This is a genomic window from Chitinophaga sp. YIM B06452, assembly GCF_039655965.1.
Taxonomy (GTDB): Bacteria; Bacteroidota; Bacteroidia; order Chitinophagales; family Chitinophagaceae; genus Chitinophaga.
On record NZ_JAWLKY010000002.1, the window covers coordinates 1,118,474 to 1,133,620 of the forward strand.

Consider the following 15,147-nt stretch of genomic DNA (forward strand, 5'->3'; position numbering starts at 1 on the left):
AAAGCCCCGGCAAACCACCGGGGCTTTTTCAGCTATTATTTCATTCTTCACTATTTTTTATCCCACCAAACACGGCCGGTGATATCTTCCACCGCGTTGCCGTATTCGCCGGATGCCTTCATCTCAGCTACTGCTTTATTGTAGTTGTCGATATTCTGGTTGGAAACGGGCAGAGGCCAGCGGCGCGGAACTTCCAGCTTCACACCACTCGCGATGAATTCCCTGCGGTTGAGGATGCCCCCAACTTTCGGGTAGCCCAGCAGCTTGTAATAACCCCATGCTTCCCAGGGAGTTTTAAAGCTGTTAATATATTGCTGGATACCGATCTTTTCCAGCTTCTCCGCATTTGTGCCGGTAAAGGCGATGGCTGGTTTGGCCAGGTACGCGGTAATGGCCTCAGGCGTTGCAGGCACAAATTCCACGGCTGCAGCCAGCGTAGCGATGGCGCTGTAGGCATTCACGGAAGCCGTTACGCCTTTGTTGTACCAGTCTGCCGCATCGCCGGTGATGATGCCCTTGAGGGAAAGTTCTGAGAGCATGAAACACATTTCTGCGTAAGTGATCATCGGCTGGGTGTATTTACCGTCCAGGTTGCCGTCTGAACCAAGGTCGAAGATGCGGTTCTGGAACGAGGAAAGCGTATCCACTTCCACCGTTACGTTTTTACCGCCTTCCACGATGTTGTAACGTTTCACGCCGAACAAAGGCTTATAAACCGCATTGTTCTGGTCATCCGGGCTTTCGGGCATGCCTACATACTGGCGGGGATTGTACACCGCTGATGCAGGGAATGCGCCGCCGGCTTTCAGACGGTTAAAGGTAGCCAGCGTGAAAGCGTTCTTTTTGAAGAACAGGCTCAGGCGCGGGTCCTGGGTATCGTACATGAAGTCTATCAAAGTTTTGCCGCCCCTGGTAGGGTTGCCCTGCGCATTCCAGTTGCCGCCTCTTGCGAAGTTGGTAGTGGAAATGAATTTCCATTCCTCCGCATTGCCTGCAAACAGACCGGCCGGGCTGGCCATTACTTCGGCAGCGATCGCTTTCAGCCTGTCGGGATTGCGTTTGCTCAGGCGCATCGCGATCTTCAGGCGCAGCACGTTGGCGGCTTTGGCCCACTTGGCGGCATCGCCGTTGTAAAACAGGTCCATGGAACCAATAGACATATACTGGCCCGGAGTGGTTAGCGCCGTGACAGCCGCTTTCAGCTCCGCGTCGAATACGCCAAAGAGTTTTTCCTGGTTATCGTAAGCCGGCAGGAAGCTGCCTTCGCCCACACGGGCCTGGAAAGCCTCGGTGTAGGGAATGCTGCCGTTCACATCCATCACGCGGAAGGCTGCGTATACTTTGTTCACAGTGGCAACCGCCCTTACCTGGGAATAATACGTTTTATCATCTCCCGTTTTCTTGTCCACGATCTGCTGGATGGCAGACAGGTTGCGGCCGATGTTGGTGTAAAACCCGTTGTAATACTCATTCACGCGGGGGTTGGAAAACATGCCGCCGGTATTACCGTCTGCATAGCTTACGGTGAACTGCATGTAACGCATGAGGTACTGGTAGTGCTCGTAGAACCAGTCAAAATCGCGGTCTACCATTGCTTTCTGGGACGTGGTAATGAGCTGTTCGGGTGAAATATCGTCCGTGATCTCGGGATTTTTATTGATGTTCTCGAAGTCCTTTGTGCAGGAGCTGACCAGTGTTGCGAGGGCCAGCGCGCCTATTCCAAATTTATGAATCGCTTTCATGATTGTCTGTTTTGAAATTAGAAGCCAAGTTGAAGGGTTACTGCCATATTCCGCACGAACGGCGCGCCGCCGTATTCAGAAAATGCGCTGGTGCTGTTGTTCCGGAGGCTTTCCGGGTTGATGTGGTCGGGCAGGTTGTTGTAGAGGTAACCGAGGTTACGGCCGATGAGCAGCACACGCACTTTATTCATGCGGATCTTTTCAGCAATGCTGCTGGGCATAGTATAACCGATGGACACTTCGCGCAGTGCAACATAAGATGCGTCGAACACGGATGCCTCGCGGATACCGATACCCCAATCGCCCACCATGCTGTAATACTGGTACGGGCTCAATGGCTTCACATACCCTTTATCGTATGCATCCCGGTAACTCATGCCGCCGAGATTCACTTCCTGGCCGTTGTGGGTGATCTTATAACCGTCTTCAAATACGCCTTCGGGGAGAATACCGTCGTTGCGCTGGCGGCCTGAGTTGTCCGTCCATGCAAGACCGCCGTGCTCTGCATCACGGCCGTTGATGGTGCTGGCTACCGTACCGCGGCCCGTGCCATACTGGTGGGAAGCGGAGAACATGTCGCCGCCGATCCTTGCCTGTACGAGGAAGCCAAGGCTCCAGTTCTTGTAGTTGAAATTGTTGCTCAGGCCCAGGTTGAAGTCAGGCGTGATATTACCCACCACTGCGGCGCCGCGCTTGAATTTATAGGGCTGGTCCGCGCTGTTGGGTGAAATGATGGGTTTGCCGTTGTTCGGGTCGTTCGCGTCTTTGCCAACGTAGCGGGTGTAGCCATAGTTGGTCTGGATCACGCCATACGCGGCGCCAACCATTGCCAGCACTCTCACGTCCTGGTCGTTAGCCATTTCATATTCTTTCTCGTTACCGAAAAGGGAAATGATCTTGTTATTGTTCTTGCTGCCATTCAGGGTTACGTCCCAGTTAAAGTTCTTGGATTCGATGGCTTTCGCGTTGATGGCTATCTCGATACCGCTGTTACTGAATTTGCCTGCATTAATGAAACGCTCTCTCACGCCCGATTCCATCGTTACCGGGATCTTGATGATCTGGTCTTTGATGGTGGAACGGTACCAGGCCACATCCAGGCCGAGGCGGTTATTGAGGAAACGCACGTCAGCACCCACCTCAACAGAGCTGGAAGTGGACGGTTTCAGGTTCATGTTGGGCAGGGTGTTGGACTGGTAGTATTCGTTGATGGGCACGCTGCCGGAACCGGCGCCATTCCAGAGGGAGGAAGTGACAAAGCCGGCGTTGTTTTCCCAGGGCACCATGTCGCCGCCTACAAAGGCGTAAGAAGCGCGGAGCTTACCGTAACTGATCCAGGAAGGCATGCTGCTCTTCAGGCTTTCAGTGAATTCCCATGCTGCGCCCACTGACGGATAGAAGTAAGAAGGCGTTCCGTGGCCATCAGGGTACATGAGCGCGGAAGACCAGTCGTTACGGCCGGTCACATCCAGGAACCATGCGTTCTTATAAGAGAAGCTGGCTGCGAAGAAAAGCGAGTTGATCCTTTTCTGCGCGAGCGTTTTTGCCTGTGCTTCCAGCGGGTTTACGCTGTTGGTCATGGCGTACATGCCGGGGATGCGAAGGCCGCCGGAGGTGCTGGTGCGGAAGCTGTTGCCGATGCCGGAGGTCCAGGTTTCAGCACCCAGGTTGAGGCTGGCGGTAAAGTCTGAACCCAGTTTCGGGGTGATCACCGCCATACCGGTGAAGGTGTACTGCGTTTTGTTCTGGCCGGAAAGCACGAACAGGCCGCGGCTCCCGGTGTAGTTAGGTCCCCAGCCCAGCTGGCGGCGGTCGTCTGCCTGCTGCTCGTAGCTGAAGTTACCGCGTGCGATGAATTTCAGCCAGTCGGTAGCCGTGCCGGTGAGGGAGAGATTACCCATGAGGAGCTTTTCCTTGCGCACCCAGTTGTCGTTTTCCAGGGAGAACCAATAATCTGCGCCGGGATACTGGCCCAGGTAATTGCTCAGGTCCTGCTTGCCGGGGTCCGGGCCCATGTAGCGTGCCTGCCAGTAACCGGGATCGTAGTTGCGCGGGAAGATGTAGATCCATTTGCGGCCAACGTTTTCGTTGGTGTAATCACCGCCCTGGCGGGTGGGATTGGTGGTTTCGCTGGAAGTGAAGGCCACGCCGCCCTCAGCGGAGAGGAATTTGGAAATAACGGCGGATGATTTCAGGGAGAATGCGTCTCTCTTGAAACCGTTGTTCGGCATCACGCTGTTATTGTCCACGTGGGAGTAAGAAAAGCGGAAGTTCGCTTTTTCGTTGCCGCCTTCCACGGCCACGTTGGTATTAAAATATTTACCGGTCTGGTAAGTGTTTTTCCAGTTGTTGGGCTGTGCGCTGAATGGCACAATATCGCCATTGATGATCTTGGCCATGGTGCCGTCCATTTTCGGGCCAAAGCTGTATGCGCCGGCCCACTGCACTACATTGCCGTCAGCGTCCGTGTTGAAGAAAGGATTGTAGCCTGCGCCATACGTATTCTGCAATGCGATGGGCGTGCGGTATACCTGCTCGAACTGCACGGTCTGGCTGAAGTCTACGCCGAGGCCTTTGCGGGTAGTGCCTTTTTTGGTGGTGATGAGGATGGCGCCGTTGATGGCACGGGTACCGTAAAGAGCGGTAGCGGCTGCACCTTTGAGCACGGTCACGGATTCAAAATCGTCAGGGTTGAAGTTTTTGAGCACGTTACCGAAGTTCACTGCGTTGTCCGCATCATCGTTTTCGAAGATGGTACCGTCTATCACGAAGATGGGCTGGTCTTTACCATTCAGCGATTTGGCGCCGCGCAACACGATGCGGTTGGCAGCCTGCGGACCGCCTGCCGCGCCGGAAATATCCAGGCCGGCCACTTTACCCTGGAGCGCTGCAACGGGGTTGATGGCATTGGTTTTGGCTACTTCGGAGCCTTTCAGTTCTGTAACGGCGTAGCCGAGTTTCCGCTGTTCGCGTTTGAAGCCGAGGGCGGTTACCACTACTTCATTGAGATTCTTTGAATCTTCTTTCAGGATGATGTCGAAAGAAGCGGAGGAAACGGGCACTTCCTGCTGGGCGTATCCCATAAACGTGAAAACCAGTGTGCCGGCGGGGTCTGCACTGATCTTGAAGGAACCATCCGCAGCGGTCACGGTGCCTTTCTGTGTTCCTTTTTCCATGACTGTTACGCCTGGTAACAGCTGACCGTTAACATCCTTGACAGTGCCGGTCACTGCTTTTTGGTTCTGTGCCCATGCGAGCGGGGCGAAGCAGAAAGACAGCAGCGTGGCGAGCAGAAGAATTCTTCGCATAGCTTCCTTAGATTTTAAGTTTTGAAACGTGAAAACAAATAGTTAATAGTTATCCATTATTGTTTGAAGCTGATGTTGCGGGCAGGGCATAACAAGCCCGTTCGCATCAGTTACAATGCAATACAATTCCTTCCTGCCCTGTCAGGGCTGGTTTACATATAGTGTGGCTGTAAAAAAGAGATCGATTTAGTTCGTTGCTACCATTTTTTGTTCTCTAAAGCCAGCGATGTTCACTTTTCTCCGTTTTTCCCGGCACCAGATAAAACGTTTTAGCATTTTATCAATAAAAAAACTGTGCATCCTTTGCTCCTCCTTCATTTTCACGGGTCAGGGGTTTTAATTTATTGCATAAAACGTTTTAGCATTTTACCAATAAAAAAAACCTGTGACGTTCCGGGGCGCTTCATTTTCTTTCAACTCGCACAGATTTGGTTCGGAAAAAACGAACGCCTGCAACTTAGTTAAACTTTACAAGGTCACAAAAGAAAATTTAACTTTTTTTTGATATGCTCTTAAGATTACGCTAACAATCCGGAAAAAAATATCACTCCGCGCGAATATCCTATGCAAATCTTTTTGCATCGCTTGCAAAATCTGGCCAACACTCAGTTTCGGCAGCATCATGCAACCGATTTCGTATAGCGAAGAGGGTAATCTCATCTTGTTACGCCCTCCCTTAAAAATTTGATAAACGGCTATGGCCGTTTTCAAAAAATTAGGTAAGTTTGGGTAACAATTAAATGAAACGTTAGGAAATAATCTCAGAACAGGGCAAACTACTCACCCGGGTTCTTTTTTTTGAAAGAGAGGCTAAAACGTTTTAGTGTTGAGCCCGGACAGCGGCCCCGCAGACAGTGAAATTCCATGTGGTCAACCAAAATATATACCGGCAAGATAACGTCAGCAGTGAACCAGATCTAAACTATAAACAGGCCATTTTTGAAGCAACAAACAACCAAAACACGAATAACGCAACACAGTACACTAACAGCATCGTAAACCAAAAATCGCTTGAACGAATAAGGATCATCAGCACCTGGGTCCTCTATTTCCCCATTCAACCAACCCGGCATTGAGCCCCGGGATATATCTTTTTACGCATTTAAACTAAAACAGAGTACAATGAAAAGAACGCTACTACTTTTAGCGGTCTTCATTAGCCTGTGCAACCAGATCTCCTTTGCACAGGCTAAAAAGACCGTGACCGGAACCGTGCGTAACGCCAGCGGGGAAGGCATTCCCGGTGTTACCGTCACCGAAAAAGGCACCAGCAACGGCGCCATCTCCCAGGCAGACGGCAGCTACCGCCTCAGCGTAGCGCCCAACGCTACCCTTGTATTTAATTACATCGGCTTCCTCCGCCAGGAGGTCAGGACCGGTGAATCCGCTTCCTACAACATCACTCTCCAGGAAGACGTAACCGGCCTGGACGAAGTGGTGGTGACCGGCCTCAACATTCCCCGCGCCCGCAAAGCCCTGGGCTACTCACAGGGCACCGTGAAAGCAGAGCAGCTGGAAAATATCGGTTCGTCCGTGAACGCCTTCAGCGCGCTTTATGGCCAGGTGGCCGGTCTTAAGATCACCGGCACCGCGCTCGGGCCCGCAGGCGGCATCAGCATCAACGTCCGCAATGCCGTGGCCCTCACCGAGCAATCCAGCACCAGGCCGCTCATTGTGATAGATGGCATCCCCATGGTGGACGGGCCGACGGAGATCAACCGCAGCACCGGCAACGGGCTCAACGACCTCAATATGGACGACATTGCCACGTTCGACGTGCTGAAAGGCGCCAAAGCCGCTGTGCTTTACGGCTCACAGGGCGCCAATGGCGTGATACTCATCACCACCAAAAGCGGCGCTAAAAAGAAAGGCTTCGGCGTGGACGTAAATCTTTCCAATTCCATGGACCGTGTATGGATCATGCAGGAATTCCAGAACGAATTCGGCTCCGGTTTCCCCGCCGCATGGGTGAACCCCGGCGTAGTAGACGGAGAAGGCTTTTACCAGCGTTTCGGCAAACAAGCCTACTATCCCACCAACTACAACTTCGGCCCCAAAATGGACGGCCGCCAGATACTCTGGTACGACAGCGTGATGAGACCCTACGCGCCCCAGCCGGATAACATCCGCAAATTCTACCGCAACGGCAACACCAGCACCGCCAACGTTTCCCTGCAGGGCGGCGGCGAAAACGGCGGCTTCCGCGTTTCCTATACCCGCAAGGATTACAAAGGCATCTTCGAAGGATTTAAGCTGCACGACAACAACTTCACCTTCAACGGCAACATTAAGATCACCAACCGCGTGAACTTCAAGCTGGTGAGCACTTATGCAAATACCTTCAACCACAACTCGCCGCCTACCAACCAGGACGTGTTTGTGACCTACGGCGTGCCCCGGCAGCTGGATGTTGACCTGCTGCGCACGCAGATCGTGGACCATGCGAACGACGACTACTTCTGGTGGGCTATGGACAACCGGCAGAGCCGCTACCCTACCGGCGGTATCGTACGTGAAGGGCTTGCAGGCAATTATTTCTGGAACCAGATGCAAAATGATTACGACAATACCCGCAATCACTTCATCAATTCCGCCACCATCGATGTGGATATCGCCAAGGGCTTGAAATTCCAGCTGCTGGGCGGTTTCGACTGGATAACGAATAAGAACGAGCAGAAGGAAAAACTCCGCAGGCCGCTCGCCATGGGCGAAGGCGGCAAGTATTACCTCTACAACAGCACCGACGTATATTACAATGGCCAGGCGCTGCTGAACTACGAGAAACAACTCAATCCCAACTTCAGCCTGAATGCATTCGTAGGCGGCGTGATACAGAAGCGCACCAGCGACTGGACCAGCAGGACCACGAGAAACGGTTTCATCACCCGGGATTGGTTCTCCTTTAAGAATTCAAAAAATACGCCTACCGAAAGTGACGGTTTCCGCCGCTACAGCCTGCTGTACGGAGCATTTGGCTCTGTGCAGATAGGATTTAAGGAATGGCTGTACCTGGAATTGCAGGGCAGGAACGACTGGTCGTCCATCCTTCCGCCGGCCAACAACTCCTACTTCTACCCCGGGGCCAGCGTATCCTGGTTATTCAGCGAACAACTGAAAATGCCGTCCTGGGTCAGCTTCGGTAAGTTCAGGATCGCCTGGGCAGACGTTGGCCGCCCCGGCCCGGAATACTTTTCCAACAACGTATACGACATCAGCAACTACGGCGGGGTGATCACCTACGCTCCGCGCGATGCGCGCCCGCCTGAAGACCTGAAGCCGGAACGCAAACGCGAAGTTGAACTGGGGCTTGAGACCAAATTCCTCAACAACCGCCTGGGCCTGGAAGTGAACTATTACAACGGCAACACCTACGACCAGATCATGGGGCTGAGTGTATCCCCCTCTTCCGGCTATAACTCCACCAGGATCAATGCCGGGCAGATCTCCAACAAAGGCATTGAAGTATTCATCAACGCCACACCGCTCAAAACTGCGGATTTCAACTGGAATACCGTGCTGAACTTCCACAGCGACAAACCGAAAGTGAAAAAGCTGGCGCAGGGTATTACCTCGCAAAACCTCTGGGGCATGTCCGGCGCCAAAGTGGTGGCGGTAGAAGGCCAGCCATGGGGCCAGGTGGTGGTAAGACCTTATAAAGTGAATGAAAACGGCGTGAGGATCACCGAAGCAGGTTATTATTCCACCGATCCCACCAAGGAAGAAGTGATCGGCAAAGTGCTGCCAGACATTGCCGGCGGTTTCAACAACACCATTGCCTACAAAGGTTTCTCACTCGACTTCAACATCGATTACCAGTTCGGTTCCACGCTCGTTTCCCAAACCAATATGTACATGGTGGGCAACGGCTCCGCGGCTTCCACCACCGCGTACCGCGACGAAGCGCACGGCGGCCTCCCCTACTACATCAACAACAACAGCACACTGGTATTGCTGCCCAGCCACACTTCGCCGGTACCGGGCGATTCCAAGTATCCGTTCATCATGCACGACGGCGTGATACTGCCAGGCGTAGATGCGGACGGGAAACAGAATGAGACCATCATTACCGCGGCAGACAAGCACTCTTACTACTGGCAAACGTTCATGGACATCCAGCCGGACATCGTGTATAAAAACGATTACATCAAGCTGCGCAACATTGTGCTCACTTACGAGCTGCCGAAGAAGACCATTGGCAGGATCGGTTTTGAGAGGCTTGCAGTATCGCTGTTTGCCAATAACCTCTGGTATATCTACAAAACAATGCCGAACGTAGATGCGGAAGCGCTGAACGGCACGAACGTATTCTACGAAAACAACGCATTCCCCACTACCAGGAGCTACGGCGCAAGCATCAGGGCATCGTTTTAACAGCACAAAACTGAACAACATGAAAAAGAAAAACATATTCAACATACTAGCCGGGTTGCTGCTGCTATCGGTCGTTTCCTGCAAAAGCAAACTGGAAGACCTTTACCTGGATCCCGACGGATTCACCGACCCGACCATAGAAGGTTTTTATACGAACCTGCAGCAACAGCTTGGTATCTTCAGGTATTCCTACGGGGAAATGTTCCATAATTTCAATACGCTCAATCCCATCCTGGGCTCCGGCGGTTTCCAGAACGACGGCGCGCCCAGCAGCTTTTCATGGGTGCACGACCCGTATTCCGACGCATTCGGCAAGCTGCGATCCTATGCAGCCATGCAGCAGTTGTACAACACCCTGCCCGAGCAGGACAAGAAAGATTACGAGATCTTTATGTGGACGGGCGGCGCGGTGAAAGAGTACATCTACCACCAGCTGACGGACATCTGCGGCGATGTGCCCTACTTCAAAGCCATGCAGGGAGCGGAGCTTAATTTCACGCCCCCGTTCGACAAACAATCGGACATATACCCGGCCATGCTGGCAAGCCTGAAAGAAATATCCACTAACCTGAAGGGATACACGCTGAACAGTAGTTTTATACAACAGCAGTTTCCCCGCAACGACATCTATTTCGGCGGCGATATCACCAAATGGCGGGTGTTCATCAACAGCCTGCGGATGCGCCTGGCGTTGCGCCTTACCAATGTATCGCCCGCGCTGGCAAAAAGCACTATCCAGGAAGTGCTGGCCGATGATGTGTATGCAAAAGACAGGGCTACTTCCATCACGCTGGTAGACAAACAGCAGGACAGGGCCATGGAGCTGCTCATTTTCCGCTCGCTTTCAGAAAGGATGACAGCGCGCCTCTTCGTGCCGGCAAACATGCTGAATCTAATGCGCAAGCCCGGTTTTGCGGACGATCCTCGCATCCCCGTACTGTTCCAGCCCGACAAAGACGGCAACTACACCGCCATGCCGACTGAAGCGCCGGATGTAACCGCAATTTCAGGCCAGATCACTACCAGCAACCTGGCGGCCACTTTCCCTTCTTTTTATAACCGCACTACTTTCGAACGCAACTTCGGCATGCCTTACCAGATCATTACGTCTTCGGAGATACATCTCCTGAAAGCGGAAGCGAAGCTGCGCTGGGCAGACCTTACGATCACCGCGGCAGACGAATACCGTGCGGCCATCAAAGAGTCCATCGATATTTATTACGAGATCAACGCGCTCAACCAGGACCAGAATTACACCGGTTTCATTCCCGCCTCCAAGGCCACCAAGCCTTCAGACGCCGTGATCAACACTTTCCTCGACCAGAAAGTGGCCGAGTTCAACACGGCAGCGGGCAATGAAAAGATCGGGCTGATCTACGACCAGCGGTATATCCACTACAACATGCTCAAACCTTACGAGCTATGGGCGGATACGCGCAGGCTGATGAAAGAGCTGGGCGCAAGGGTGCGCAAAGCGCCGAGCAATATCCGGATGATGGAGAGAACCGTATACCCGACCAGTGAAGAGCTGAACAACCCGGCAAACTTCCAGGCTGTGAAAGCCGCCAACAACTACACCACCCCGGTTTGGTGGACGGGCAGGTAATTATTTCCAAAAAGAGGCTGCGGCCTCTTTTACTTCTTTTCAAAAGAAAAGGCGGCAGCCCCTGGCTCCGCCTTTTTGTATGTACACCTGTGAAAAATCTTTTTAAGCCACTGTTTTAGCCCTTTTCCGGCAGCTTTCCCGCTTGATGAGCGTTGCAGGCAGCACCACCTGGTTGATCTGGTTATTGTGCTGGTTCAGCTCGTTCATCAGCACCTGTATCACGTTGCGGGCAATGTCGTGGATAGGTTGCGCCACGCAGGTGATGCCGGGGGTATGCAGGCGGAAGAGATCATGGTCGTCGAAGCTGATGAGGGCAACATCTTCCCCGATCTTCATGCCCAGCTCCTTCACGCTTTCGATGCCGTAAATGCCGAGGTAGTTGGTGGTGAAGAAAATGGCGTCCAGCCCGGGCAGGCCTTTGATGAACTCCATGATCTGGCTTACCGCTTCCTCTTTGCTGGCGCCGAACGGTATCTTTTTGCACATTTTGCGGGGAAGGCTGGCGCGGTGGGCTTTCATAGCGGCTGTGAAGCCGTTGAAACGCTCCTTCATCTGTATCTGCTCCGAAGTGGTGGTAACCAGCGCGATCTTCTGGTAGCCCAGTTCCAGCAGGTATTCCGCCGCATCGTAAGAGCCCTGGAAGTTGTTCACCATCACGTAATTGGTGGGTATCTGCGGCAGATAACGGTCCATGAGCACCATGGGTTTCCGGGAGTTCTTCAGCACTTCTATCTCTTTGTCGAGGTTGGGCGTGGGCGTAATGATATAGCCGTCTACCTGCCGGTATTCCAGCACTTCGAGCAGGCCGCGGGCTTTGGTAAGATTGTCTTCCGTGGAGCCATACAGTACTTTGTAGCCGAATTTATCCGCTTCTTCTTCCACTATTTTAGCAACATTGGCAAAGAAGTGGTTAGCGATATCTTCCACGATAAGGCCGATGGTCTTGGTTTTGCCGGTTCTGAGCCCGCGCGCGAGCTGGTTCGGTTTGTACTTGAGTTTAGCAGCGAGCTTCAGTATCTTTTTGCTCACCTGGTCGCTGATGCGTTTTTCCTTGGCTTTGCCGTTCAGTACAAATGAAACGGTGGTAGGCGAAACGCCGGCTTGTTTTGCAATATCTTTGATTGATATACCCTTCATATGGAATTATAGGTCGTACGCGCTATAACGATTTAGCATAAACAAGGTACGGAAAATTCGATAAAACAAAAAAGAATTCCCCGCCCGGATGCCGCCAGAGGGCCGGTTTTGGCGGCAAACCGGCCACTGCAACGGCCCCGGCATGTTTACCGCAGGTCATAATTTTCAAGCCCCTTAAATATTATGGGAAAATAGTGCCGACTAGTATTTTTTTAACCGAAATTTAATAATTTGGCAAAATAGAATTCAAAATGGCAGAATTACTACCTGCTAATATTTTCATAGGACTAAACCAACAAGGAAGCAAATATGAAACCCATTCTGATAAAAGTGGGGGCCTTTGCCGACAACCAGATCACCATCATCGAACGCTGTGATCCTTATTTCAACACACCTTTCCATTTTCATCCCGAATGCGAGCTGGTGTACGTTACTGAAAGCCAGGGTAAACGCATCGTAGGAGACAGCATTGAAAGTTTTGACGTAGGCGACATGGTATTCCTGGGGCCGAACATACCGCATGTGTGGTACAACGACGAGGCCTATCATAAAAATGATGAGTCGCTCAAAGCCCGTTCGGTGGTGATCTATTTCCCTAAAGACATCTTTGGCGACAAATTCTACGGCCTGCCGGAAACCAAGGCGCTTACCGATCTTTTCCACCGTGCCCAGCGCGGCATGAAGATCATTGGCAGCACGCAGGAGAAGCTGAAGGACGAGATATTGTCGCTGCCGAAAAAAGACGGCCTGGAGCGCATCATTTCACTGCTGCAGATACTCAAGACGCTTTCGGAGACCAAAGACTGCTACTTCCTGGCCAGCACCGGCTATTCGCACGCTTACAACGTAAAAGACAACCATAAGATCGACGAGGTGTTCAAATATGTGATGAACAATTTCTCCAAGGAAATTTCCCTGCAGGACGTTGCCAGCATCACCAACCTCTCCCCGCAGAGCTTCTGCCGCTTTTTCAAGAACAGGACCAAAAAATCCTTCGTGCAGTTCCTCAACGAAGTACGCATCGGCCATGCCTGCAAACGCCTTACGGAAGAAGACTGGTCGATCGCTGAAATAGCCTATTCATGCGGGTTTAAGAACCTTTCCAATTTCAACCGCTTCTTTAAGGAGATCGTCGGCAAAACGCCCAAGGAATACAAGAATGAACTGAGGCTGAAGGAAGCATAGATCCCTTACACCATATGTTTTTTAAGCGCAGGCTGCCACAGGGCCTGCGCTTTTTTTATGCGAACTGTTTTCCCCACAAAAAAGCCGGCCCAAAAGGGCCGGCCGGTCATTCTTAGATGAGCTATGTCTATTAATGCTATGGTTTGTCCCACCAGAGGCGGGTGCCCCCGTTATCAGGTCCACCTAGTAAAGTAACTGCGCGTTCCACCCCTTTCGGGTTGGCCTGGTATTCCGTGCTGGAGAAGTTGATCCTGCGGATGAATGCGGTGGTGGAAATTTTTCCGCCGCTGTTGTTGATCATCACCGGGAATTGTTTGGGATAGCCTGTGCGGCGGAATTCCGCCCATGCTTCCTGCCCTTCGGGGAAGCCTGCTATCCATTTCTGCGTGATGATCCTTTCCAGCTTGCGCGCCGGTGCGTCCACATCATTCCATTTAACGGTGATGGTACTGAGCCAGGGGCTCCCGGTATTGATGTTGTTCGCGGCATTCTTTGGATCCACGTAAGGCGCGGCAGTGCTGGTATTATCAGCGAGGTACTCAGCCAGGTTGCCGGATACGCCGTGCTGGGCAAAGGATGCTTCCACGCCTTTTTCATAGTTCTGCTGGGCAGCGCCGGCACCCGTCCAGCCCAGGAGGTTGGCTTCAGCTTTCAGGAACCAGGCTTCAGCAGCCGTCATTACCTGTATTTTGCTGTTGCCGAGCAGGTCTTTATTGAGCTTGGAGAAGTTTACATATACTTCTTTTGCAGGCAGGTTGATGCCGTTGCGGATACCTTTGTACTGGCCCGGGAACTCATCGGACGGCGAAAAGTATTTCACCAGCCTGGGATCTTTCAGCCCTTTCAGGATAGATTCCATCGGCGCGCTCATCCTGATATCCCCCCAGCCTTCCGAGAAGGTACGGAGCGGGTGTTCCAGCGGCGCGATATTGATGGTGAAATTATCCGCGGCGGCCGTCAATAAACCAAGAGGATGGGCAAGCGCCGCTTCTCCTTCTGTCTTTGCCTTCGCGGGATCCGCCTTGCTGATGCGGATGGCCAGGCGCAAACGCAGCGTGTTGGCTACCTGCACCCATTTGGAATAATCGCCCTGGTACGGGGAAAGGTCGAACTCGGCAAAGTTTTTCGGAGCGCCGTCGTTATGATATTTGGTAAGTGTGGTAATGGCTTCTGCAAGGTCTTTGAAGAACGCATTGTAAGCCTCCTGCTGGCTGTCGTAGTCGATGCTCCCGTCAGGGTTCTGCACGCCGTATTTGGTGTAGATGATCGGCCCGTAAACGTCTGCCAGGCGGTGCATGGTGAGCACCTTCAGCAGCAGGCTCCAGGCGTAGAAGTTGGGATAATCGGTTTTGGTGAGATTGCCCACGTAACGGCAAACCGGCATCACCGAGTTATCCAGCGAAGGAGCGTAAGTACCGTAAGCACAGCCCCAGAGTACCTGGTTCCAGCCGTCCTGCAGGTTGTATGTGGTGTTGTTGTTGCCGAAGTTGCCGAATGGGTTTGGCACGGCCATGTAACCGGAATACAGATCTCCCATGAGGTTTTGCTGTACCTGGAACACCCAGCTGGGATTCGCGGCGAAGATGCTCATCTGGATCTGCTTGAACGGTTCCCCGATGTACTGGAAATCTTTTTTCAGATCGTCTTCAGATACACCATAAGGATTTGTATTGAGCCTTTCAAAATCCTTCGTGCAGGAAGCCATGAATATCGAAGCGGCCAGCCCTGCTGCAAGGGTTTTGCGGGTGAATATATGTTTGAATGGTTTCATTGTCTTTGCTTGTTAGGTGATTAACTG

Annotated in this window: 7 protein-coding genes; 3 read left to right on the plus strand and 4 right to left on the minus strand. The window is 52.4% G+C overall.

Annotated features, from left to right (window positions below):
• Positions 1–50 precede the first annotated feature (50 nt).
• Together R3I13_RS14295 and R3I13_RS14300 are read right to left on the minus strand one after the other, a co-directional pair.
• Positions 51–1,742: a SusD/RagB family nutrient-binding outer membrane lipoprotein gene (locus R3I13_RS14295; protein ID WP_346318643.1), complete on the minus strand. Its 1,692-nt coding sequence runs from the start codon at positions 1,740–1,742 to the stop codon at positions 51–53.
• A gap of 17 nt (positions 1,743–1,759) precedes the next feature.
• The gene (locus tag R3I13_RS14300) at positions 1,760–5,050 is read right to left on the minus strand and encodes a SusC/RagA family TonB-linked outer membrane protein (protein ID WP_346318644.1); all 3,291 of its coding nucleotides are present in this window, start codon (positions 5,048–5,050) and stop codon (positions 1,760–1,762) included.
• Between the two features lie 1,122 nt (positions 5,051–6,172).
• Here R3I13_RS14300 and R3I13_RS14305 point away from each other — a divergent pair.
• A complete protein-coding gene (locus tag R3I13_RS14305) occupies positions 6,173–9,421 on the plus strand; it encodes a SusC/RagA family TonB-linked outer membrane protein (RefSeq protein ID WP_346318645.1) in 3,249 nt (1,082 codons plus the stop codon).
• A 19-nt stretch (positions 9,422–9,440) separates the two neighbouring features.
• The gene (locus R3I13_RS14310) at positions 9,441–11,027 is read left to right on the plus strand and encodes a SusD/RagB family nutrient-binding outer membrane lipoprotein (RefSeq protein WP_346318646.1); all 1,587 of its coding nucleotides are present in this window, start codon (positions 9,441–9,443) and stop codon (positions 11,025–11,027) included.
• Positions 11,028–11,129: 102 nt separating this feature from the next.
• Here the strand turns inward: R3I13_RS14310 and R3I13_RS14315 are convergent, their stop codons facing one another.
• Complete coding sequence (locus R3I13_RS14315) at positions 11,130–12,164, minus strand: substrate-binding domain-containing protein (protein ID WP_346318647.1); 1,035 nt, start codon at positions 12,162–12,164, stop codon at positions 11,130–11,132.
• Positions 12,165–12,473: 309 nt separating this feature from the next.
• Between R3I13_RS14315 and R3I13_RS14320 the strand changes: the two genes are divergently transcribed.
• Entirely contained in the window at positions 12,474–13,349 is an 876-nt protein-coding gene (locus R3I13_RS14320; protein ID WP_346318648.1) for an AraC family transcriptional regulator, read from the plus strand.
• 136 nt (positions 13,350–13,485) lie between these two features.
• On the opposite strand, the gene R3I13_RS14325 is transcribed toward R3I13_RS14320, so the two are convergent.
• Entirely contained in the window at positions 13,486–15,120 is a 1,635-nt protein-coding gene (locus R3I13_RS14325) for a SusD/RagB family nutrient-binding outer membrane lipoprotein (protein WP_346318649.1), read from the minus strand.
• Positions 15,121–15,147 lie beyond the last annotated feature (27 nt).

Bases quoted from the DNA above. Each gene is read 5' to 3' on its own strand.
- R3I13_RS14320 (WP_346318648.1), top strand. From the start codon at position 12,474: ATGAAACCCATTCTGATAAAAGTGGGGGCCTTTGCCGACAACCAGATC.
- R3I13_RS14305 (WP_346318645.1), top strand. From the start codon at position 6,173: ATGAAAAGAACGCTACTACTTTTAGCGGTCTTCATTAGCCTGTGCAAC.
- R3I13_RS14325 (WP_346318649.1), bottom strand. From the start codon at position 15,120: ATGAAACCATTCAAACATATATTCACCCGCAAAACCCTTGCAGCAGGG.
- R3I13_RS14315 (WP_346318647.1), bottom strand. From the start codon at position 12,164: ATGAAGGGTATATCAATCAAAGATATTGCAAAACAAGCCGGCGTTTCG.
- R3I13_RS14300 (WP_346318644.1), bottom strand. From the start codon at position 5,050: ATGCGAAGAATTCTTCTGCTCGCCACGCTGCTGTCTTTCTGCTTCGCC.
- R3I13_RS14295 (WP_346318643.1), bottom strand. From the start codon at position 1,742: ATGAAAGCGATTCATAAATTTGGAATAGGCGCGCTGGCCCTCGCAACA.
- R3I13_RS14310 (WP_346318646.1), top strand. From the start codon at position 9,441: ATGAAAAAGAAAAACATATTCAACATACTAGCCGGGTTGCTGCTGCTA.